The following is a 19,801-nucleotide window of genomic DNA, read 5'->3' as shown; positions in this document are numbered from 1 at the left end:
CATAGCCGCTTCGTTAGCTCTGCGAATCCGTTCGATCTCTGCTCAGCCACTGCGCCAGGCCGTGCATCAGCAGGGCCACCAGAATGGCCAGCACCACACCGATCAGGCTGTTGAACAGACGCACCTGAGCCAGGTGCCAGTCATGCGACAGGCTCTCGGCCAGCAGTACGAAGCTGACCGTCACCTGCAGCACGAACAGACCGTAGTGATGGGCCTGGAAGGCGCGGCTGAGAGCAATCAGCGGCAGGATGAAGGCCACCATCAGCGGCGGGCTCTGCAGGCTGTGGCCGAAGTAGATCAGCAGCGCCGCGGCGCACAGGCTGGCCATGCTCAGCTGCAGGGCGCGCACCAGGCTGCCGCGGATCTCCAGCTGCAGGGTGGCGATCAGCGCCAGGGTCAGCCAGTAGCCGCGCTGTAGATCCGCGAGCTGTACGATCAGGCCGGCCGCCGCGCAACCCAGGGTGCAACCCAGGGCGTGCAGGCGCCAGCGCTGCTCCGGCAGGCGCTTGGCGTGGCGCTTGAGCACCTTGAGGATGGCCATGAAGCGCGGCATGTACGGCCACATACGCAGGCCGTGCAGGCCACGCAGGCCGAAGGCGAGCAGGGCGACCCAGAGCCCGCCGAGGACGAACAGCGTGCCCACCGCGTCGGCGTTCTTCAGGCCGCCGATACCGAACTGGCCCTGGCCGAGGCACAGGCACACGGCCAGACCGATGCCCAGCTTGCCGGCCTCGGTGCCGAAGCGTTGTAACCACGCGAGGAGGAAGCCGTAGGCGCCGAACAGGCAGAGGCTGAGCAGCGGGTGGCTGGCCGACCAGAAACCCAGGCCGGCACTGCAGGCCCCGAGCAGGGTGAGCAACAGCAGGCGCAGCATGCCGAAGCGATGCAGCGGGTTGGCCTGGGCGGCCTGGAAGGCGCCGGCCGAGGCCCAGAGGAAGCCCGGGTGGCCACTGAAAAGACCGAGCACCAGGGGCAGGGCACAGCCCAGGCAGGCGATCACCGCCGGGCCCCAGGCCGGAGGGCCCGCGTGCCAGCTGATCGCCTGCTTGAGCAGCTCCCTCATCGCATCACACCGGGCTGGAGCGCCCGGTCATCTCCCGGGCCATTTCGGTGGCGTAGCTGTCGGTCATGCCGGCGATGAAGTCGATCATCCGCAGGAACGACAGATACAGCGGCCAGCCTGGCTCCGGCGCGTAGTGCGCCAGCAGGTCGAGGATGCGCCGGTTCTTGAACGACAGGCCGCGCCCGGAGTGCTGTTCAAGGGCCGCGCCGCAGAAGGCGTTGAGCAGGATCTCCAGGGTGGTGTAGGCGCCGATCTCGTGCAGGGTCTTGCGCTTGTCCTGGAAGATCTTTTCCCGTGCCATGCCCTTGGCGCGCAACACGCAGCGCTTGGCCGGGCCGTGCATGTGCTCGACCAGGTCACCTTCCAGGGTGCCACTGAGCAGCGCCGGCTGTTGCTCGACGAAGGCCCGCGCAGCGGCGTTGGTCAGGTGTTCGATGGCCTTGCCGCGCAGGATCGCCAGCTTGCGTCGGCGCGAGTCGCTGGCGCCGAGCTGGCGGTAGGTTTCCGGCAGGTCATCGCCGACCAGGTCGAACAGCAGCGCCTCGACTTCGGCGTAGTCGAGCAGCTCCATCTCCACGCCGTCTTCCAGGTCGATCAGCGCGTAGCAGATGTCGTCGGCCGCCTCCATCAGGTAGACCAATGGGTGGCGTGCCCAGCGCTGTTCGTCGAGCTGCGGCAGGCCGAGCTTGGCGGCGATCTGCTCCAGGCGCGGCAGCTCGTTCTGGTAGCAGCCGAACTTGTGCTTCTTGTAGCCCACGGCCTCGGCGTGGCGAGCGGTCCACGGGTATTTCAGGTAGGTGCCGAGGGTCGCGTAGGTCAGGCGCATGCCGCCGTCGAACTGGTGGTATTCCAGCTGGGTGAGTACGCGAAAGCCCTGGGCGTTGCCCTCGAAACTGAGAAAGTCGCCGCGCTCGGCGTCGCTCATGTCGTCCAGCCAGCCACGCCCGTTGGCCTGCTGGAACCAGTGGCGGATCGCGTCTTCGCCAGAGTGGCCGAACGGAGGATTGCCGATGTCGTGGGCCAGGCAGGCGGACTGCACGATCACGCCCAGGTCGCTCGGCTCGCACCAGTTCGGCAACGCGTCGCGCAGCATCTCGCCGACGCGCATGCCCAGCGAGCGGCCAACGCAGCCGACCTCCAGAGAGTGGGTCAGGCGGGTGTGGATGTGATCGTTGCTGGAGACCGGGTGGACCTGTGTCTTGCGTCCCAGGCGGCGGAAGGCGCCGGAGAAGATGATGCGGTCGTGATCCTTGTGGAACGGGCTGCGGCCAAGCTCGTCAGAGCTATAGACAGGTTTGCCGAGACGTTCACGGGTGAGCAGGGTTTGCCAATCCAAGGGCTGTCCTCGCCGGTGGGGTGGTTTCCTGGCGCTCCGCCAGGCCATATGGCCCTAGCTTCGGTGTTCGCGACGATGCCTGCAAGTACCGGGACTCTTCGCTCCCACCACCGCTGAGCGGGCGACAGGCGGCAGGGTGGCGCATGGGTTTTTTGTGATCACAGTGATATCGTCGTGCCATCGCGTACATAACAATTAGAGAATAAACACGTGATTTCAGAAGCTGCCTTACCCAAGGACTCGCAGCAGCAACTACGCATCCGTCGCTTCCAGATGAGCGTGGCGATGTACGTTCTGGCCTGCGTTCCCCAGGGCGTTTCCCTGTACAACGGTATCTCGCCGTCCTGGGTCATGCCGGTCTGGGCGGTCATCGCGGTGCTCACCAACCTCGGCTTCTTCCTGCTGTTCCACTTCGGCCTCAATCTGCGTTTTCGCGACCCCAGCCTGACCATGGCGCAGATGGTCGCGGCCATCGCCATGGTGCTGTTCACCCAGACCTATGCCGGCGAGGCACGTGGCGCCTATCTGGTGGTGCTGCTGATCATCATGGTGTTCGGCTGCTTCAAGCTGCATACCCGGCAGCTCCTGGTACTGAGCCTGCTGACCATCGCCGCCTACGGCCTGACCCTGCCGCTGATCCAGCGCATCGACGGTGAGCGCTTCAATCTGGCCGTGGAGATGGTGCTGTGGTGCAGCTTCTCCGCCTTCCTGCCATTCATTTCCATCCTCGGCGGCAATATCAGCGACCTGCGCAAGAAGCTGATGGCCAGCAATGTCCAGCTGCAGGAAGTGCTGCAGCAGGTTACCGAGCTGGCCACCCATGACGAGCTGACCGGGGTCTACAACCGGCGCTACCTGCTGGAGATGCTGCACCACGAGAAGAACCGCACCGACCGTGGTGGCGCCGGCTTCTGCGTGTGCATCCTCGACCTCGACTACTTCAAACGGATCAACGACACCTACGGCCATCCGGTCGGCGACGAGGTGCTCAGGACCTTCGCCAATACAGTGCAGCCGCTGCTGCGCAGCACCGACTTCTTCGCCCGCTATGGCGGCGAGGAGTTCCTCCTGTTCCTGCCGCAGACTTCGCTGGAAATGGCCCAACACTGCATCAAGCGCATCCAGGATGCGCTGGCCGAAGTCAGCTTCGAGGGCATGCCGGCCAATGTGCGCGTCACCGCCTCGATCGGCGTTGCCCAGTACTACCTGCAGGAGACGGTGCCGGCGCTGATCGAGCGCGCCGACAAGGCGCTGTACCGGGCCAAGCAGAACGGACGCAACCGCATGGAGCTGGCACCCTTCCACCGGCCGATCCTGATCTGACCCGAGACCGCCGCTTGAACAGTAGTTGCGCTCATGGCGGGTGAGTTGGTTGGAGGAGGGTGAGGCGCAACGAGTTGTGGGCTGCCAAGTCCTGATGAGCTTCGCTCTCTGGTGCCAACATGGCGAAAGCTGCCTTTGATTAAGGCAGCTCATGCTCGGATAAACCGCGTCACTCCATCCGACGCAGGCGGTCGATCTGGCAAGAGCGCCGGATAGCCTAGTAATGCCGCTCGACGCTCGGCCGCTGCGCGGCCTGCACGCCACGCACCACCGGGTAGAGCATCAGGCCTACGCGGGCCAGCTTGCCGAAGGTGCCGAGTCGGCCGCCGAACAGAGTCAGCAGCACGCCGGCGGCGACCATCAGCGGAGTCTTCACATTGGCCGGCTCGCCCTGGCGCATCTGTCGTAGCTGCTGCAAGGGATGGGTCAGCGGCTGCACGTGGTAGCGCAGCTGCTGGCGGTGCATCTCCATGCGCAGGCGGACCAGCTCCTTGCGCATGTCGCGGCGGGCCGCGCTGGACAGTGTTTCGCTCATGGCAATAGACGCTCCTTGTTGCGGGCCAGCTCGGTGACCGTGGCGCGGAACGGCGACTCACCGTCGCGTGCCAGGCGCATGGCCTTGAACACGCACAGCAGCATGGCCGTGGCGAACACCAGGCACAGGCCGATGGCCGCGGGCAGGCGGTAGGTGTCCCAGAAGGCGATCAGCACCACGGTCGACAGTCCGAGCAGGACCAGCAGACCGAAGATCAGACTGAGACCGGAGAAGATGAACAGCCGGAACGAGCGCGACTTCTCCTCCTGGAACTCGATGCCGAGCAACTCCAGATGGCCCTGCAGCAGCCCGACCAGGGCGCCGCCCAGCTTCTTCAGGGAAGGCTTGGGCGGCTCGCTGGCCGCCTGCGACTGCATGTCATCCATGCTCGGCCTCCGGCTTAGCGACGACCGGCCAGCAGGCCGAGCAGGAAGCCCACGCCAGCGGCTACGCCGAGGGTTTGCCAGGGATGCTGCTGGACGTACTCCTCGGTCTTGGCCACCGCTAGACGGCCCTGTTGCTCCAGGGTGTGTTCGGTGTCCTTGAGGATGTCCTTGGCCCGGCCGAGGTTGCCGCTGATACGCGCACGCAGCTCCTGAACCTGTGCGCCAGCCGCGTCGGAGGTCTGCCGCAGCAGGCTCTCGGTGTCGCTGATCAGGGCCTGGAACTCGGCGGACAACGCATTCTGCGCATCGCGCAGATTACGGCGGTGGGCGTCCTTGTCGATGTTCGGAGTGGTGCTGGTGGTGCCAGTGGTTTCGAAGCCGGACAGGTCGGAGTTCGGGGTGGTAGGCATGGCGCCCTCCTATGGGTCGTGGTTGCGGACTCTTCAGGTTCGAGCCGAGCCAGGCCGGCCAGGTTCAGGCTTTATTCGTGCCCTTGTGTGGCACATCTTTTGCCTCGCCTTGGTGCGCCGTGTTTCGGGCGCGCCCCTTGGTGGCGCGCGCGGTCCACGGCGGATCTGTTGTCTCTTTCGGTATATCGCTGAAAATAAAGGCGAAAAATATCGCTGATGATTTTTTGCGAAAGCTTCTGCTCCGATTCGGGGCGCGGCGACAGCGGTGCATGACGAGAGATTGCTCGTGTTTGGTGCGCCGTATCGGGATCGAGATCGTTTTTGGTGCTTATTCGACCGGGGAACCATTCGATGGAAAACCTAAACAGCGCCGTGGAAACCCTGATTCACGGCTCCAATACCCTGTTCATCCTGCTCGGCGCGATCATGGTCCTGGCCATGCACGCCGGCTTCGCCTTCCTCGAAGTGGGTACGGTGCGGCACAAGAACCAGGTCAACGCTCTGTCGAAGATCCTCTCCGACTTCGCCGTCTCGGCCCTGGCCTACTTCTTCGTCGGTTACTGGGTGGCCTATGGCGTGACCTTCTTCGCGCCGGCCAGCGAGCTGACCGCCGGCAGCGGCTACGCCCTGGTGAAGTTCTTCTTCCTGCTGACCTTCGCCGCCGCCATCCCGGCGATCATTTCCGGGGGCATCGCCGAGCGCGCCAAGTTCGGCCCGCAGCTGTGCGCCACGCTGCTGATCGTCGCCTTCGTCTATCCGTTCTTCGAAGGTCTGATCTGGAACGGCAACTTCGGCCTGCAGGCCTGGCTGACCGAACGCTTCGGCGCTGCCTTCCATGACTTCGCCGGCTCGGTGGTGGTGCATGCGGTGGGCGGCTGGTTGGCCTTCGGCGCGGTGATCCTGCTCGGTCGTCGCGACGGCCGCTATCGCGAGGGGCGCCTGGTAGCCTTCGCGCCGTCGAACATCCCGTTCCTCGCCCTGGGCTCGTGGATCCTGATCATCGGCTGGTTCGGCTTCAACGTGATGAGCGCCCAGACCCTCGGCAGCATCAGCGGCCTGGTGGCGGTCAACTCGCTGATGGCCATGGTCGGCGGCACCGTTGCCGCGCTGCTGGTCGGGCGCAATGACCCGGGCTTCCTGCACAACGGCCCGCTGGCCGGCCTGGTGGCGGTGTGCGCCGGTTCTGACCTGATGCACCCGGTCGGCGCGCTGGTCACCGGCGCCATCGCCGGTGCGCTGTTCGTCTGGGCGTTCACCGCGACCCAAGTGAAATGGAAGATCGACGACGTGCTCGGCGTGTGGCCGCTGCACGGCCTGTGCGGCGTGTGGGGCGGTATTGCCTGTGGCATCTTCGGCCAGAGCTACCTGGGCGGCCTGGGTGGCGTGAGCCTGGCCAGCCAGCTGATTGGCACCGCGCTGGGCGTGCTGGTGGCGCTGGTCGGCGGCTTCCTGGTCTACGGCCTGCTCAAGACCCTGACCGGCATCCGCCTGAGTCAGGAACAGGAGTACTACGGTGCCGACCTGTCGATCCACAAGATCGGCGCCAACAGCCAGGACTGAGTCTGCGCTGGATAAAAGAAGCCCGCCGATTGGCGGGCTTTTTCGTTGCCGCAGGATTTACCAGAGCGACAGGCTGTAGCTGAGGATCAGACGGTTCTCGTCCAGGTCGTTGCCGAAGTTGGAGCGGGTCGTGGCGTTGCGCCATTTGACGCCGAAGTTCTTCAGCGGGCCATCCTGGAACACGTAGGCGATGTCGGTGTTGCGCTCCCACTCCTTGCCTTCGGACAAGCCGGCGCCGCGGTCGACGTTGTCGCCGGAGAGATAGCGGGTCATGAAGGTCAGGCCGGGGATGCCGAGGGCGGCGAAGTTGTAGTCGTAGCGAGCCTGCCAGGATTTCTCGTCCTTGAAGGCGAAGTCGCCGATCTGCACGTAGTTGACCAGGAACGGGTCGGTGCCGCCGATGTAGGCGTAGCCGGTGTCGCCGCTCATCTTCTGGTAGCCGAGGCCAAAGGCGTGGCCGCCCAGGCTGTAGGTGAACATGGCGCCGAAGGCCTTGTTGTCGACGTTGGTCTGGCCGTCGTCGGTGGAGCGGGCGAAGCGGATATCGCTCTTCAGGCTCTGCTTGTCGCCCAGCGGCAGCAGGTGCACGGCGTTGAGGATGTGCTGCTTGTAGAACTCATCCAGGGCGCCGTAGTGGTAGGCGGTGGTCAGCTGGTCGTTCCACTTGTAGCTGGCGCCGGCGAAGTTGAATTCGTCGCTAGTGACACCGCCGGTGCCGGTGATGCCGCGGCCGTTGCCGGTGGTCATGGTCATGGCTTCGTGATCGGAGGAGTCGCGCTGGTTGACCCGGCTCAGCTGGCCGGCATCGAAGGTCAGCCCGGCAATCTCCTGGGAGTTGATCCAGCCACCCTGGAAGCTTTGCGGCAGCAGGCGCGAGTCGTTGGCCTGCACGGTCGGCAGCTTGGGCATCAGAGTGCCGGCCTTGAGCACGCTATTGGAGACCTTGACCTTGGCGGTGACGCCCAGATCGCCGTAGTCATCCTGGGCACGGCCGGTGTCGCGGTCGCGCTGCAGTAGCCCGGTGCCGCTCTCGTCGGCGCTGGAGTCGAGCTTCAGGCCCAGGGTGCCGATGGCGTCGACGCCGAAACCGACGGTGCCCTCGGTGTAGCCCGATTCGTAGCGCAGTAGAAAACCCTGGGCCCATTCCTCGGCCTTGGACTGGGCGGCACCTTCCTGGCGGAAGTCACGGTTCATGTAGAAGTTGCGCAGCTCCACGCTGGCTTTGCTGTCTTCGATGAAGGCAGCCTGGCTAATGGTCGGCAGGGTGAGGCTGGTGCCCAGCGCGGCCAGGGCCACGCCGCGGGCAAGAGGGGACTTGCTCATTGTTATTGTCCTCGGCTGGTGATGGCGGCCCGGTTGTCCGGTCCGGTTGCAGCGAGGGGAATAAACCACTTTGCCGCCGCGGCGGCTTCTAGACCTTGGTCGAGGGCCTCACTCTATCCAGTGCGGGTAGTAGCCGAGTTGGCGCTGCACCGTTTCGTCGTGGGCCGGTATCACCGTCAGCTGCGGTTGCTCCAGCAGCAATTGGTGGACCTTCTCCAGCTGCTGACGGGTGCCCTCCGGGTCGTTGTCGACCATGCGCTTGCTGATCCAGAACTTCTCCTTCGGCCCGGTGAAACCTTCCAGGCGCCAGCTGGTGTCGCCGGTGAAGAAGAAGCGGCGACCATTGTCGAGGGTCAGGAACAGGCCGACCGAACCTGGCGTGTGGCCTTCCAGCGGCACCAGTACCAGGCTGCCGTCGCCGAACATGTCGTGGCTGCGCGCGAAGCCCATGAACGGGTATTCGCCGTACTGGAACGGCACCCAGCGGATGGCATGGGCGAACTGGCTGGGCAGCACGGCCGGCGGGGTGGCGATGCGGCTGAATTCGATCTCCTCGTAGGGCGCCCACACCGGCACCTCCGGGAAGTCGGCCAGGCCCGAGGCGTGGTCCCAGTGGCTGTGGGTGAGCAGGATGCGGTCGACACGGATGCCAGCGCGGTCCAGCTGGTCGCGCACCGGGGTGACCTGGCCGTAGCGCAGCAGCGGCTTGTCGTACCAGGGCATTTCCGATTCGAACTGCTGGTCCACCTGGCGTCCCAGGGAAGTGTCGAGCAAAAGGGTTGCTGCGTGATGCTCGATCAGCACGGCGACGTGGTTGGCGATGGCCTTTTCGGTCCAGGCGCCACCCTCGACGGTGAAGGCGTCGCGGGTCTCGGTCTCGGCGGTCTTGACCAGGGCGAAGCGCAGGCCGGCGGCCTGGCTGGTGCCGGCGGCGACCAGCAGCAGAGCGAAGAGCAGGGAGCGCATATCAGTTTCCTTCAACGTGCAGGGGGGGATACGGCGGCGCCGAAAGCCAACGGCAGGGCGCCCGCAGCCGGGGCGGCGGCATATGATCGCGGAGCCCCTCAGAGGCCCGGCATGCCGATGTAGCCGGGCAGGGCGCGGATGCGCGCGAACCAGGCGGCGAGATGGGCGTAGGGCACAAGGTCGAGGCCGCCATCGCCAGCCAGGGCGACATAAGGGTAGACGGCGATGTCGGCGATGCTCGGAGCCGAACCCTGTGCCAGCCAGGTGTGCTGGGCCAGGTGCGCGTCCACCAACTCCAGTACCTGCACGGCGCGCTGCTGGGCCTGCTGCAGGTCGCCGGGCATGCGGAACAGTCCATGCAGTCGGGCCTGTCCCGGCCCCTTGGCCACTTCGTTGACGGCGAAGCTCAGCCAGCTGGCGATGCGCGCCTGGCTCAGGGCGTCCTGCGGATACCAGCTGGCATCGGCATAGCGACTGGCCAGATACACCAGGATGGCCTGGGAGTCATAGAGCGCCTGACCTTCGTCGACCAGCACCGGCACTTGGCCGCGCGGATTGAGGGCGAGGAACTCAGGGCGCCTCTGCGCGCCGCCGAGCAAGTCGGTCTGCTGCAGCTCTACTTCGCGGCCGAGTAAGGCGAGGAATAGACGGACCTTGTAGCAGTTGCCGGAGAGGGTGAAGTCATGGAGCTGCATGGGATGAGTCTCGCGGGTGAATGTGACTCGATATTAGACAGACAGGTCTGTATATTTCAAGCGAGATTTTTCCGAACTGGAGCGACGGTCATCACCGCCCGCATAATGTCCGCCACTTGGAGGGCCCGATGGCATCGAGCAAACGCGAACAATTGATCAGCACCGCCCAAGGCCTGTTCGCCCGCGAGGGCTACCACGCCACGGGCATCGACCGCATCCTGGCAGAGTCCGGGGTGGCCAAGATGACCCTGTACAAGCACTTCCGCTCCAAGGATGAGCTGATCCTCGCCGTGCTCGAAGAGCGCGAGCGCGAGACTCTCGGCAACCTGGCCCAGCTGCGCGCCGCCAGGCCGCCGCGGGAGGCGCTGCTGCTGACCTTCGACGGCCTGCATGCATGGATCAATGAACGCGATTTCTGCGGCTGCAGCTTCATTCATGCGGCGGCGGAGTTTCATGACCGCGAGCACCCGATCCATCGCCAGGCGGCGGGGTTCAAGGCGGCTTTTGGTGGGCATTTCCGCGAGCTGTTGCACGCGCTGCGAGCGCCCCAGGCGGAGCAATTGGCCGGGCAGCTGCAGTTCCTTCTGGAAGGGGCGCTGAGCATGGCCCATGTGCAGGGCCCCGGCGACCAGGCCCTACAGGCCAAGGCGGCGGCCGAGGTGTTGCTGAGCGCCGCCGGCGTCTGACTCAGTCGCCGCCGAGCAGGCGCGCCTCTCCGGCTTCGATGGCCTGCAGCGGGCCGGACAGTAACACCGTATCGCCCCCTTGCAGCTGGGGCCGTTTCTCGATTGGCAGATCGACGCCATCGCGGCGCACCGCCTGCACTTCCAACCCTAGGGCCTCCAGCTGCATATCGGTCGGGCAGCGGCCGCAGGCGTGGGCATCCGGTGGCAGGTTCACCGCATGCAGGAGCATGCGCGGCTGGCCTTGGGCGTCCACCAGATTGGCCTGGGCGCCGTGGTAGAAGCCGTGCAGCAGGCGATAGCGATTGCTGCGTACCTCGTCCAGATGCTGCTGCACGCGCTGCTGGGGAGTGCCGAGCATCACCAGGGCGTGAGACGCCAGCATCAGGCTGGACTCCAGCACCTCCGGCACCACCTCGCTGGCGCCCGCCGCCTGCAGCTCGGCGAACCGGCTATCGTCGCGGGTGCGCACCAGGATAGGCAGATCGGGGCAATGCAGGCGCGCCTGCTCGACGATGACCAGGGCCACGTCGGTCTTGTCCACGGCCACCACCAGCAGGCGCGCGCGGGCGATGCCGACGGCCTCCAGCAGATCGCGCCGGCGCGAGTCGCCGTAGTGCACGTTGTTCTCGCCGGCGCTGGCTTCCTCGACCCGCACCGGGTCGTCGTCGAGGGCAACGAAGACCTGGCCCTCGCGCTGCAGGAAACGGCCGATGGACTGGCCGACCCGGCCGTAGCCGCAGATCACCGCATGGCCCTGCAGCTCCGCACTGTGGCTGGCGATTTCCTCCAGATGACTCTCGCGCCCCGGTGTACGGCGCAGGCGCGCGGCCAGCTGCGGCGCGGCGCGCAGCAGCAGCGGAGTCAGCGCCATGGAGCAGAACGCGGCGGCCAGCAGCAGTCCGGCCAGCGGTGCGTCCAGCATCTGCTGCTGACGCATCAGCGCCACCAGGGCGAAGAAGAACTCGCCGGCCTGGGCCAGGGCCAGGCCGCTGCGCCAGGCCGTCTCGCCGCTCTCGCCGCGAACCTTGACCAACACGGCCACCAGGCCGCCCTTGAGCGCGAGCAGCAGCAGTGTGGCGCCGAGGATGACCCAGCCCTGTTCGGCGAACAGCTTGAGGTCGATCAGCATGCCCACGCAGACGAAGAACAGGCCGAGGAGGATGTCGCGGAACGGACGGATATCCGCCTCGATCTGGTGGCGGTAGTGGCTTTCGCCCAGCAGCATGCCGGCGAGGAAGGCGCCCAGGGCCATGGACAGGCCGAGCATATGGGTGAGCCAGGCGGTGAGCAGGACGATGACCAGGGCGAGCATGACGAACAGCTCGGCGGAATGGGATTGCGCCACCTCGTGGAACAGCTTTGGCAGCAACCAGCGGCTGGCCAGCAGTAGGCCGAGGAACAGCAGCACGGTCTTGCCCAGCGTCAATGGGATGGCCAGGTACCAGGGCTCGCCGCCGTGCCCGGCAATGGCGGGCACCAGGGTCAGCAGCAATACCGCCACCAGGTCCTGGAACAGCAGCACGCCCATGGCGTTCTGGCCATGGCCGCTGAATACCTCGCCGAGGCTGACCAGCTCCTTGCCGACGATGGCGGTGGAGGAGAGCGCCAGGCCCAGGCCGAGCACCGCGGCGCTGGTCGGCGCCACGCCGCCCAGATAGAGCAGGGCGCCGAGGGCCGGGCCGCACAGGGCGACCTGCAGACTGCCCAGGCCGAACACGGTACGCCGCAACGCCAGCATGCGCGGCAGGGAGAATTCCAGACCGAGGCTGAACAGCAGGAACACCACGCCCAGCTCGGCCAGCCGCGGCAGGTCCCGGGCCGAGCCTATCCAGTTCAGCGCCGCCGGCCCCACCAGCAGACCGACGCAGAGGTAGCCGAGCACCGGCGGCAGGCGCAGGCGACGGAACAGGGCAATGACCAGCAGCGAGCAGGCCAGGATGATCAACAGATCGGCGAACAAGGCGATTCTCCTTCGATTGCCTGCGAGCATGCCGAAGCGGCAGCGGGGCGTCCATGCTCTCGGTCAAGGTGGCCATTGGTCGGTTTTGCCTCAATTTTCCAGGGTACCTGCCGTCAAAGAGGCAGTTCACCCTGCTTGGTACTTCATCATGAATACTCTGGCTTCCCTTTCCCCGTCGCATTCCCGCCCCACTGGCATCAATACCCTGGCCAACCCGCGCGGCCATGTGGATGCGCAGGGCACGCTGGCCAACCGCCTGGCCAATCGCCTGGGCCTGGAGCCGGGCGCACTGGACGGCAAGCGCGAGGACTTCACGCCCGATAAGGTGGCGGACCGTGTGCTCGGCTTCATCGAGCAGCGCCTGAAAAGCGAAGCCGCCGCCGGCGCCGACACTTCCAAGCTGGAAAGCCTGCTGGCCCAGGCCCGTGAGGGCGTGGAGAAAGGCTTCGAGGAAGCACGCAAGATTCTCGACGGCATGGGCGTGCTCAAGGGCAAGGTGGCGGAAGACATCAATGCCACCTACGACAAGATTCAGAACGGCCTGAAAGGCCTAGAGTCCGACTACGGCGCCAAGACTCCCGCCAGCGGTGGTGGCAACACTGTCGCCGTGGCCGCGCGCAGCGAGCGTTTCGCCGCTCAGGCCGAGACCTTCGATATGCAGGTCACCACCCGCGATGGCGACCGCCTGAATATTTCCATCGCCAGCGCCTCCGCCAGTTGGTCGCAGAGCAGTGCGGCTGCGGCCAGCAACGGCAATGGTTCCGTGGCCAGCGCCAGCAGCAGCTCCGGCAGCATGCAGATCGGGGGCTGGCAGGTGCAGGTGGAAGGCGAGCTGGACGATGAAGAGCGCGCTGCCCTGGAAGATCTGTTCAAGCAGGTGCAGGACATTTCCAGCGACTTTTATTCGGGCAATCTGGCGGGCGCCTTCGACCGCGCCATGCAGCTGAATATGGATGGCTCGCAACTGGCTTCGATGTCGCTGCAACTGACCCAGACCAGCGTGCGTCAGGCTACCGATGCCTATGGCGCCGTGGCCCAGCAGGGTGGTCAGGCGGCCAGTGCGGTGAACGACGACCTGATCGACTACGCCCGTGGCCTGCTCGATGCGCTGCGCACCGCCGACAAGGTATCGGAAGATGCCAAGGGCACCCTGGAGCAGCTGCTGGACGGAGGCTTTAGTCTCGACGAGCGTTTCGACGGATCGCTGCTGGAGAAGGCCAAGGAACTCAACGGCCGCCTGCTCGACGGTCTGCAGGGCATGCTGCAGAACGCGCCGGCCGAGGAGGCCTGAGCGGCGGGTGCTAGACTGCGTCTCTGATTGATTGGAGACGCGCGCGATGCCCCCTGAATGCCAACTCTTCGGCACCCTCGGCTGCCACCTCTGCGAGGTGGCCGAGGCGTTGCTGATGCCCTTCGTCGAACATGGCCTGCTGGTCGAACTGGTGGACATCGCCGAGCGCGAGGACTGGGTCGAGCAATACGGTTTGCGTATTCCGGTGCTGCGTCGCAACGACAACGGCGCCGAGCTCGACTGGCCCTTCGACGCCGATCAGGTTGTAGCCTTCCTGCGCTGATCCATCTCTTTTGGCTGCTTGATATCTTGAACGGCCGATGCGTATTTTGTACGGATCAACCACAGGGATTGCAGTCATGAGCACCGACGGCCGTAGTGCGCTCGCAGAGCGCTTGTCCGGGATAACCGAGATCGAATGTGTCACCGCCGACCTCAACGGGGTGCCGCGGGGCAAGGTGATGACTGCAGAGGGCTTTATCGAAGGCCGCCGCTTGCAGCTGGCGCGAGGAGTGCTGTTGCAGTGCATCATGGGCGGCTATCCGCCGGCGCGTTTCTACGGTAGCGACGACGGGGATCTGATGCTCACCACCTCCCCTGAGCGAGTTTTCCGCCTGCCCTGGAGCGAGTCACCGCGGGCCATCGCCATCTGCGATGCCGACGAACTGGATGGGCGCAGCTCCGGGCTCTCCACCCGCGGCCTGCTAAAGCGCGTATTGGCTGGCTATGCCGAGCGTGGTTGGCAACCGGTGGTGGCCACCGAACTGGAGTTCTTCGTTTTCGAGCGACATCTCGATGCTAATCGACCCTTCCAGCCGCCGCTGGGCCTGGACGGCAGTCGCGAGAGCGGCTGCTCGGCGTTCAGCGTGTCGTCCGGCAACGGACTGCGGCCATTCTTCGAGGAGGTCTATCGCTGCATGGCGGCGCTTGGTCTGCCGCGCGATACCTTCATGCACGAGATGGGCGTCAGCCAGTTCGAGATCAATCTGCTGCACGGCGACCTGCTGCAGGTGGCCGACCAGACCTTCCTGTTCAAGCATCTGCTGCGCGAGGTCGGGCTCAAGCACGGTCTGGCGGTGGTGTGCATGGCCAAGCCGCTGCCGCATACGCCGGGCAGCTCCATGCACATTCACCAGAGCGTGGTGGAGCAGGGCAGTGGACGCAATATCTTCAGTGCCGAGGATGGCACGGCGACGCCGGCCTTCTTCCACTTCATCGGCGGGCAGCAGGCGGCGCTGGCGGACTTCACCTTGCTGTTCGCGCCGCATGTGAATTCCTACCAGCGCCTGTGTCATCCCTACGCCTCGCCGAACAATGCCTGCTGGTCACACGACAACCGTGCCGCCGGGCTGCGTATCCCGGCCAGCGGGCCTGCGGCGCGGCGGGTGGAGAATCGTCTGCCCGGGGCCGATGCCAATCCCTATCTGGCCATTGCTGCCAGCCTGGCCGCCGGCCTGCATGGTCTGCAGCAACGGCTGGAGCCGAGCGCGCCGGTCCAGGGCGAATTCGAAGTGCCGCCTGCGCTCAGCCTACCGTGCACCATGCATGCTGCCTTGCAGCGCCTGCAGGACAGTTCGCTGGCTCGGCAGTGGTTTGGTGAGGAATTCGTCGGCGGCTATTGCGCCAGCAAGGGCATGGAGCTGATGAGCTACCTGGACGAGATCACGCCCTGGGAGCGAAGGGTGCTGGGAGCCCAGGCCTGAAACGCCAGAGGCCGCCCGTGGGCGGCCTCTGGTTGGCGCAGGCAGGCTATTCCTGCTCGACGCGGCGCGCCTCGCGCTGTAGCTGATAGACGAAGCGCTCCACCTGGCGCTGTTCCAGGCCGCTCATGCGGTGGAAGCGCAGGCCGACGAAGGTCATGTTGACCTTCTCCGCATAGTGCACGTGGCGCAGTTCACCGGCGGTGGTCATGGAGCCGATCGGCAACATGGCGGTGAAGCGCTCATAGACCTGGCCGGGCTGCAGGCGGCTGCTGACATCACCGGCGAAGCGCAGGCGGCAGCCGGTAGCGGAGATATCCAGCATCTGGCCCTTAATGCCGGGATTGAGCTTGCTGCCGGACAGCTCGATGTTGACCAGCTGGCCCTGGCCGAGCGCTGCGCGGAAGGCGTTGCGGCGCTGGTGATAGGTCACCCGCTCCGGGAGGTAGCTCCAGTAGCAACGCGAGCCGTCCAGCTCGCCGATCTGCACCGGGTCTTCGCACTCCCAAGCGATGCGCACGCCATCGTGAAAGCCTTCCACACGGAACGGCTCGCCGTTCTGCATGAAACGCTCGCCATCGCTGGGAATCATTTCATCGAGAGCAATTACGCCGCGATCGCGGTCGATTTCGATCAGGTAGCTCTGGAACCGCAGGTTGCGGTCCTTGAACATGACAATGAGGGGATCATGGCTCTGCTGCAGCAAACGCAGATTGGCAAAGATCTCCAAGGGTGCGGTAAGCACCTTGGGTGGCTGTGGGCCATCGTCCTCAAGGAATGGGTTGGGCACGATCCGGGTATCTCCAGGTACTACCGCACTAGCATACTGGCATATTGCCGGTATGTCCCTGTGCTTGTTGTTATGGCTCAGGCCTGGCTGAGTGGGCGTTGCTGCGCGATTCTAGCGGCGCCGCCCCGGCTGTCATAGAGCCCAGGCGTCTCGCCGCCGCGGAGAATGCCGAGCACGCTCTTTAGAGATGCCTGATTGGCGCGGATCAGCCGACCATTGCGCTGGTTGGCGTCGCGGCAGCTTTCCAGCAGCTGGTTCAGCTCATCGCTGCGCGTCAGTAGCTCTGCACCGTTGGCTTGGCGGGCGGCAAAGGCTTCCAGGCCGGCGCGATCGGCGCTCAGTTGCTGCTCGCTGAGCAGTTTGCTGCGTGCGCTGCCGTGCTGGTCGAGCAGGGTGAGGAGAGGGAGTTTCTCGCCGAGGATCTGTTCCAGGCGCGGCAGGTCGCGTTCGCCCATGGCCTGGAATTCGGCATCGATCAGCTCAAGCAGGCGCTGGGCCGTGCCGATATCTTCGATGAACAGTTGCAGCAGATCGTTACTTTGCATCGCGGGCTCTGGGGATCGGGCGTCCAACACCCCCAGCGCAGCCCTGGGACTAGCGCTGGGATTCGAAATCGAGCAGCTTGCCGGCGACGCGCTTGGCATCCACCTGGTAGCTGCCATCGGCAATGGCCTGCTTCAACTTGGCGACGCGTTCTTTATCGACGGTCGGCAGGTCGCGCAGCTTATCGCCGGCTTTCTGCAATTGCTGGGCTTCACGGCTGAGCTGCACGGATTCGCCAGTCTTACCGGCAGTGGCCTGCTCGTCGGCAACCTTTGCCGCGTTCTGCGGAGTGCTGCTGACAGCCTCGTTACGGCCGCTGGCCTGGGCATTGCCTGTGCGCCCGCTGTTGGCGGGGCTGGCGGCATTGTTCAGCCGGTTGAAGTCGATAACCATGTTGTAAACCTCTGACGGTATCTGGACGCTTGACTGGGTTGTCGGCCGGTCCCGTCGAAACTTTAGGGCGCAATTGTGTGCGTCATTTAACAGTGTAGGAAATCGTCAGGGATATGCGCTACAAGAATCGTGCCTACATCCCCACCTCTACCTGCCCTGGGCCTATCACCCTGGCTCTGACCACGCGTTGCGAACTTAGGTTGCGCACGTTGATCTGCTGGCCAAGAGACCCACCGGACAAGGCCTCGCCTTGCACACGCACGTTAATGCCGCCACTACGCGCGGCGATCACCACCTGATCGCCGCGGCGCACGCTTTCCGCCAGCTGGAGGGTTGCAGGAGTCAATACTTGATCTGCCTGAAGCGGACGCGTCAGTTTTTTGCCGATGGCCTGCTCGGGATCACTGATATAGCCTCGGTTGAGCAGTCCGATGTCCTGCTCGATCATGGCGACATCCGCCGGACCGATGATGCTGTCGCGTTTGAGCGGGTTCTTTAGTACTGCCACCGGTCGGAAGATGCGCACCTGAGCGGGGATGAACACTGTCCAAGGCGTTGTGCCTTCACAGCTGACCCGGACGGTGACTCGACCAACAGGCTGAGCGGGGCTTTCCAGACTCTGCGTCAAATCGCTGTCACAGGCGGCGAGGCGCAATCTCGGATCGATCGAATTCACCTGAATCTCATGGCGTGCCGGGATTTCGCTACGCTCTAGATAGTCCTCGACGGTGAACTCAAGAAAGCCCTCGGTAGCGCCGATAAGCTCTTCGGGTAGGGTCAGCGGCGCGGCGTACAGCGAGCTGTAGCCGAGCAGGCCCAAAGCGGGTACAACACCGGCAAGGAGAAGGCGTTTTGCCATCATGCGTCGGTAAAGTGTCGTGAGTGCGTTCATGCAGCTCACAAAGCAAGGCTCGTGCCGCCTGCTAGGCTTAGCGGGAGCGCGACGATATAAACAATAAGGAGTCTGGGCATGGCCGGAGTATTGGACTCGGTTAACCAGCGTACCCAACTGGTCGGGCAGAACCGCCTCGAGCTCTTGCTGTTCCGTCTGGACGGCTCGCAGCTGTATGGCATCAACGTGTTCAAGGTGAAGGAGGTGCTGCAATGCCCCAAGCTCACCGTGATGCCCAAGTCCAGCCAGGTGGTGCGCGGTGTGGCGAACATCCGCGGGGGCACCATTCCCATCCTCGATCTGGCGTTGGCCACCGGTAGGCAGGCGCTAGATGATATCAACAACAGTTTCGTGATCATCACCGAGTACAACACCAAGGTTCAGGGCTTCCTGGTGCGTTCGGTCGAGCGCATCGTCAACATGAACTGGGAAGAGATCCATCCGCCACCCAAGGGAACCGGCCGCGACCACTACCTGACGGCGGTGACTCGTGTCGACAACAAGCTGGTGGAAATCATCGACGTGGAAAAGATCCTCGCCGAGGTGGCACCGATGTCGGAGGCCATTTCCGAAGGCGTGGTTGACGTCGAGACCCAGGCTCGCGCGGTATCGAAGCGCGTGCTCATCTGCGACGACTCGTCCGTGGCGCGCAAGCAGGTCTCGCGCTGCCTGGAGAGCATCGGGGTCGAGGTGGTGGCGCTCAACGACGGTCGGCAAGCCTACGACTACCTGCGCAAGCTAGTGGAAGAGGGCAAGGCCCCGGCAGAGGAATTCCTCATGCTGATCTCCGACATCGAGATGCCGGAGATGGATGGCTATACCCTGACTGCGGAGATTCGCTCCGATCCAAGGATGCAGAACCTCCACGTGATTCTGCATACTTCGCTCTCCGGGGTGTTCAACAAGGCGATGGTGAAGAAGGTCGGCGCAGACGATTTCCTCGCGAAATTCCGTCCGGACGAGCTGGCTTCCCGCGTGGTCGAGCGTATCCGGGTAGCGGATGGGGGCTGAGGGCTCTGCCCTCGGTTAGAACTATGTTTGGTGAGGCGGCATTAGTGTCTTCAGGCAATTTGGATTTCGAGCAGTTCCGTACCTTTCTGGAAAAGGCCTGCGGCATTCTGCTGGGGAGCAACAAGCAGTACCTGGTGTCGAGCCGCCTCAACAAGCTGATGGAGCAGCAGGGAATCAAGACCCTCGGTGAGCTGGTGCAGAAGATGCAGGCCCAGCCTCGCGGAGGGTTGCGCGAGCAGGTGGTGGACGCCATGACCACCAACGAGACCCTGTGGTTTCGCGATACCTATCCCTTCGAGGTCATGAAGAATCGGGTGCTGCCCGAACTGATAAAGGCGGCGCCCAACCAGCGTCTGCGCATCTGGTCGGCGGCCTGCTCCTCGGGGCAGGAGCCTTATTCGCTGTCGATGACCATCGACGAGTTCGAGAAGGCCAACCTGGGGCAGCTCAAGGCTGGGGTGCAGATCGTTGCCACCGATCTGTCGCCATCCATGCTGACCAACTGCAAGTCCGGCGAGTACGACAGTCTTGCCATGGGCCGCGGTTTGTCACAGGAGCGGCTGCAGCGCTACTTTGACCCCAAAGGGCCGGGGCGCTGGGTGGTCAAGGCGCCGATCAAGAGCCGTGTCGAGTTCCGTGCGATCAACCTGCTGGAAAGCTATGCAGCCCTCGGCAAGTTCGATGTGGTGTTCTGCCGCAACGTGTTGATCTACTTCTCCGCCGAAGTGAAGAAGGACATCCTCACCCGCATCCACGCGACCCTCAAGCCGGGCGGCTACCTGTTCCTCGGTGCTTCTGAGGCGCTCAATGGCCTGCCGGATCTGTACCAGATGGTTCAGTGCAGCCCCGGGATCATCTACAAGGTGAAGTGAGGCGAAGTCGGAAAATGCAACGGGAGGCCAACAGCCTCCCGTTTTCGTTTTTGCGCGGCAAAGGGC

21 protein-coding genes are annotated in these 19,801 nt (G+C 64.5%); 8 read left to right on the top strand and 13 right to left on the bottom strand.

Annotated features, from left to right (window positions below; genetic code table 11):
- Positions 1-13 precede the first annotated feature (13 nt).
- Together IB232_RS11015 and IB232_RS11010 are read right to left on the bottom strand one after the other, a co-directional pair.
- The gene (locus IB232_RS11015) at positions 14-1,063 is read right to left on the bottom strand and encodes an FUSC family protein (protein WP_192398574.1); all 1,050 of its coding nucleotides are present in this window, start codon (positions 1,061-1,063) and stop codon (positions 14-16) included.
- A gap of 4 nt (positions 1,064-1,067) precedes the next feature.
- The gene (locus IB232_RS11010) at positions 1,068-2,399 is read right to left on the bottom strand and encodes a deoxyguanosinetriphosphate triphosphohydrolase (protein ID WP_192398573.1); all 1,332 of its coding nucleotides are present in this window, start codon (positions 2,397-2,399) and stop codon (positions 1,068-1,070) included.
- Between the two features lie 210 nt (positions 2,400-2,609).
- Here IB232_RS11010 and IB232_RS23760 point away from each other — a divergent pair, with 210 nt between their 5' ends.
- On the top strand, positions 2,610-3,722 hold the full coding sequence (locus tag IB232_RS23760; RefSeq protein WP_192398572.1) for a GGDEF domain-containing protein: 1,113 nt from the start codon (positions 2,610-2,612) through the stop codon (positions 3,720-3,722).
- A 217-nt stretch (positions 3,723-3,939) separates the two neighbouring features.
- On the opposite strand, the gene IB232_RS11000 is transcribed toward IB232_RS23760, so the two are convergent.
- The 3 genes from IB232_RS11000 to IB232_RS10990 are packed head-to-tail and all read right to left on the bottom strand — an operon-like array spanning position 3,940 to position 5,029.
- Complete coding sequence (locus IB232_RS11000) at positions 3,940-4,257, bottom strand: hypothetical protein (RefSeq protein ID WP_192398571.1); 318 nt, start codon at positions 4,255-4,257, stop codon at positions 3,940-3,942.
- Entirely contained in the window at positions 4,254-4,634 is a 381-nt protein-coding gene (locus IB232_RS10995) for a phage holin family protein (protein WP_192398744.1), read from the bottom strand. Before IB232_RS10995 ends, IB232_RS11000 begins: the two co-directional genes overlap by 4 nt.
- 23 nt (positions 4,635-4,657) lie before the next feature.
- Positions 4,658-5,029: a DUF883 family protein gene (locus IB232_RS10990; protein ID WP_412547729.1), complete on the bottom strand. Its 372-nt coding sequence runs from the start codon at positions 5,027-5,029 to the stop codon at positions 4,658-4,660.
- Positions 5,030-5,404: 375 nt separating this feature from the next.
- On the opposite strand from IB232_RS10990, the gene IB232_RS10985 reads away from it, so the two are divergent.
- Positions 5,405-6,613, top strand: coding sequence for an ammonium transporter (locus IB232_RS10985; RefSeq protein WP_192398568.1), 1,209 nt, complete (start codon positions 5,405-5,407; stop codon positions 6,611-6,613).
- 57 nt (positions 6,614-6,670) lie between these two features.
- Here IB232_RS10985 and IB232_RS10980 read toward each other — a convergent pair whose 3' ends face one another.
- From IB232_RS10980 to IB232_RS10970, 3 genes are all read right to left on the bottom strand, one after another.
- Complete coding sequence (locus IB232_RS10980) at positions 6,671-7,936, bottom strand: OprD family porin (protein ID WP_192398566.1); 1,266 nt, start codon at positions 7,934-7,936, stop codon at positions 6,671-6,673.
- 108 nt (positions 7,937-8,044) lie between these two features.
- Positions 8,045-8,902, bottom strand: coding sequence for an MBL fold metallo-hydrolase (locus tag IB232_RS10975; protein ID WP_192398564.1), 858 nt, complete (start codon positions 8,900-8,902; stop codon positions 8,045-8,047).
- Between the two features lie 98 nt (positions 8,903-9,000).
- A complete protein-coding gene (locus tag IB232_RS10970) occupies positions 9,001-9,597 on the bottom strand; it encodes a glutathione S-transferase family protein (protein WP_192398562.1) in 597 nt (198 codons plus the stop codon).
- A 128-nt stretch (positions 9,598-9,725) separates the two neighbouring features.
- Here IB232_RS10970 and IB232_RS10965 point away from each other — a divergent pair, with 128 nt between their 5' ends.
- Complete coding sequence (locus tag IB232_RS10965) at positions 9,726-10,283, top strand: TetR/AcrR family transcriptional regulator (protein WP_192398560.1); 558 nt, start codon at positions 9,726-9,728, stop codon at positions 10,281-10,283.
- 1 nt (position 10,284) lies between these two features.
- On the opposite strand, the gene IB232_RS10960 is transcribed toward IB232_RS10965, so the two are convergent.
- On the bottom strand, positions 10,285-12,243 hold the full coding sequence (locus IB232_RS10960; protein ID WP_192398558.1) for a cation:proton antiporter: 1,959 nt from the start codon (positions 12,241-12,243) through the stop codon (positions 10,285-10,287).
- Between the two features lie 148 nt (positions 12,244-12,391).
- On the opposite strand from IB232_RS10960, the gene IB232_RS10955 reads away from it, so the two are divergent.
- The 3 genes from IB232_RS10955 (at position 12,392) to IB232_RS10945 (ending at position 15,237) form a co-directional block, all read left to right on the top strand.
- Positions 12,392-13,534, top strand: coding sequence for a DUF5610 domain-containing protein (locus IB232_RS10955; RefSeq protein ID WP_192398557.1), 1,143 nt, complete (start codon positions 12,392-12,394; stop codon positions 13,532-13,534).
- A 46-nt stretch (positions 13,535-13,580) separates the two neighbouring features.
- A complete protein-coding gene (locus tag IB232_RS10950) occupies positions 13,581-13,817 on the top strand; it encodes a glutaredoxin family protein (RefSeq protein ID WP_192398556.1) in 237 nt (78 codons plus the stop codon).
- Between the two features lie 178 nt (positions 13,818-13,995).
- Positions 13,996-15,237, top strand: a complete 1,242-nt coding sequence (locus tag IB232_RS10945; RefSeq protein ID WP_192398742.1) for a glutamine synthetase family protein — start codon at positions 13,996-13,998, stop codon at positions 15,235-15,237.
- Positions 15,238-15,283: 46 nt separating this feature from the next.
- Here IB232_RS10945 and IB232_RS10940 read toward each other — a convergent pair whose 3' ends face one another.
- From IB232_RS10940 to flgA, 4 genes are all read right to left on the bottom strand, one after another.
- Positions 15,284-16,024 carry a flagellar brake protein gene (locus IB232_RS10940; RefSeq protein ID WP_192398555.1) on the bottom strand — a complete coding sequence of 247 codons (741 nt, stop codon included), beginning with the start codon at positions 16,022-16,024 and terminating at the stop codon, positions 15,284-15,286.
- 77 nt (positions 16,025-16,101) lie between these two features.
- Positions 16,102-16,569, bottom strand: a complete 468-nt coding sequence (locus IB232_RS10935) for a flagella synthesis protein FlgN (protein WP_192398554.1) — start codon at positions 16,567-16,569, stop codon at positions 16,102-16,104.
- Positions 16,570-16,618: 49 nt separating this feature from the next.
- Entirely contained in the window at positions 16,619-16,960 is a 342-nt protein-coding gene (gene flgM, locus IB232_RS10930; protein WP_192398553.1) for a flagellar biosynthesis anti-sigma factor FlgM, read from the bottom strand.
- A 133-nt stretch (positions 16,961-17,093) separates the two neighbouring features.
- Positions 17,094-17,852: a flagellar basal body P-ring formation chaperone FlgA gene (gene flgA, locus IB232_RS10925; RefSeq protein ID WP_192398552.1), complete on the bottom strand. Its 759-nt coding sequence runs from the start codon at positions 17,850-17,852 to the stop codon at positions 17,094-17,096.
- 78 nt (positions 17,853-17,930) lie between these two features.
- Here flgA and IB232_RS10920 point away from each other — a divergent pair, with 78 nt between their 5' ends.
- Together IB232_RS10920 and cheR are read left to right on the top strand one after the other, a co-directional pair.
- Positions 17,931-18,863, top strand: a complete 933-nt coding sequence (locus IB232_RS10920; RefSeq protein ID WP_192398550.1) for a chemotaxis protein CheV — start codon at positions 17,931-17,933, stop codon at positions 18,861-18,863.
- Between the two features lie 44 nt (positions 18,864-18,907).
- Positions 18,908-19,735, top strand: a complete 828-nt coding sequence (cheR, locus tag IB232_RS10915; protein WP_192398548.1) for a protein-glutamate O-methyltransferase CheR — start codon at positions 18,908-18,910, stop codon at positions 19,733-19,735.
- The last annotated feature ends 66 nt before the right edge of the window (positions 19,736-19,801 follow it).

Source organism: Pseudomonas sp. PDM15 (assembly GCF_014851565.1).
Lineage (GTDB): Bacteria > Pseudomonadota > Gammaproteobacteria > Pseudomonadales > Pseudomonadaceae > Aquipseudomonas.
Note: the sequence above shows the minus strand (reverse complement) of the source record. Positions and strands in the feature narration are given on the sequence as shown.

Excerpts from the sequence above, each read along its gene's own strand:
- IB232_RS11015 (WP_192398574.1), bottom strand. The coding sequence starts at position 1,063 with ATGAGGGAGCTGCTCAAGCAGGCGATCAGCTGGCACGCGGGCCCTCCG.
- IB232_RS11000 (WP_192398571.1), bottom strand. The coding sequence starts at position 4,257 with ATGAGCGAAACACTGTCCAGCGCGGCCCGCCGCGACATGCGCAAGGAG.
- IB232_RS10995 (WP_192398744.1), bottom strand. The coding sequence starts at position 4,634 with ATGCAGTCGCAGGCGGCCAGCGAGCCGCCCAAGCCTTCCCTGAAGAAG.
- IB232_RS10985 (WP_192398568.1), top strand. The coding sequence starts at position 5,405 with ATGGAAAACCTAAACAGCGCCGTGGAAACCCTGATTCACGGCTCCAAT.
- IB232_RS10980 (WP_192398566.1), bottom strand. The coding sequence starts at position 7,936 with ATGAGCAAGTCCCCTCTTGCCCGCGGCGTGGCCCTGGCCGCGCTGGGC.
- IB232_RS10975 (WP_192398564.1), bottom strand. The coding sequence starts at position 8,902 with ATGCGCTCCCTGCTCTTCGCTCTGCTGCTGGTCGCCGCCGGCACCAGC.
- IB232_RS10970 (WP_192398562.1), bottom strand. The coding sequence starts at position 9,597 with ATGCAGCTCCATGACTTCACCCTCTCCGGCAACTGCTACAAGGTCCGT.
- IB232_RS10965 (WP_192398560.1), top strand. The coding sequence starts at position 9,726 with ATGGCATCGAGCAAACGCGAACAATTGATCAGCACCGCCCAAGGCCTG.
- IB232_RS10955 (WP_192398557.1), top strand. The coding sequence starts at position 12,392 with ATGAATACTCTGGCTTCCCTTTCCCCGTCGCATTCCCGCCCCACTGGC.
- IB232_RS10950 (WP_192398556.1), top strand. The coding sequence starts at position 13,581 with ATGCCCCCTGAATGCCAACTCTTCGGCACCCTCGGCTGCCACCTCTGC.
- IB232_RS10945 (WP_192398742.1), top strand. The coding sequence starts at position 13,996 with ATGACTGCAGAGGGCTTTATCGAAGGCCGCCGCTTGCAGCTGGCGCGA.
- IB232_RS10935 (WP_192398554.1), bottom strand. The coding sequence starts at position 16,569 with ATGCAAAGTAACGATCTGCTGCAACTGTTCATCGAAGATATCGGCACG.
- flgM (WP_192398553.1), bottom strand. The coding sequence starts at position 16,960 with ATGGTTATCGACTTCAACCGGCTGAACAATGCCGCCAGCCCCGCCAAC.
- flgA (WP_192398552.1), bottom strand. The coding sequence starts at position 17,852 with ATGAACGCACTCACGACACTTTACCGACGCATGATGGCAAAACGCCTT.
- IB232_RS10920 (WP_192398550.1), top strand. The coding sequence starts at position 17,931 with ATGGCCGGAGTATTGGACTCGGTTAACCAGCGTACCCAACTGGTCGGG.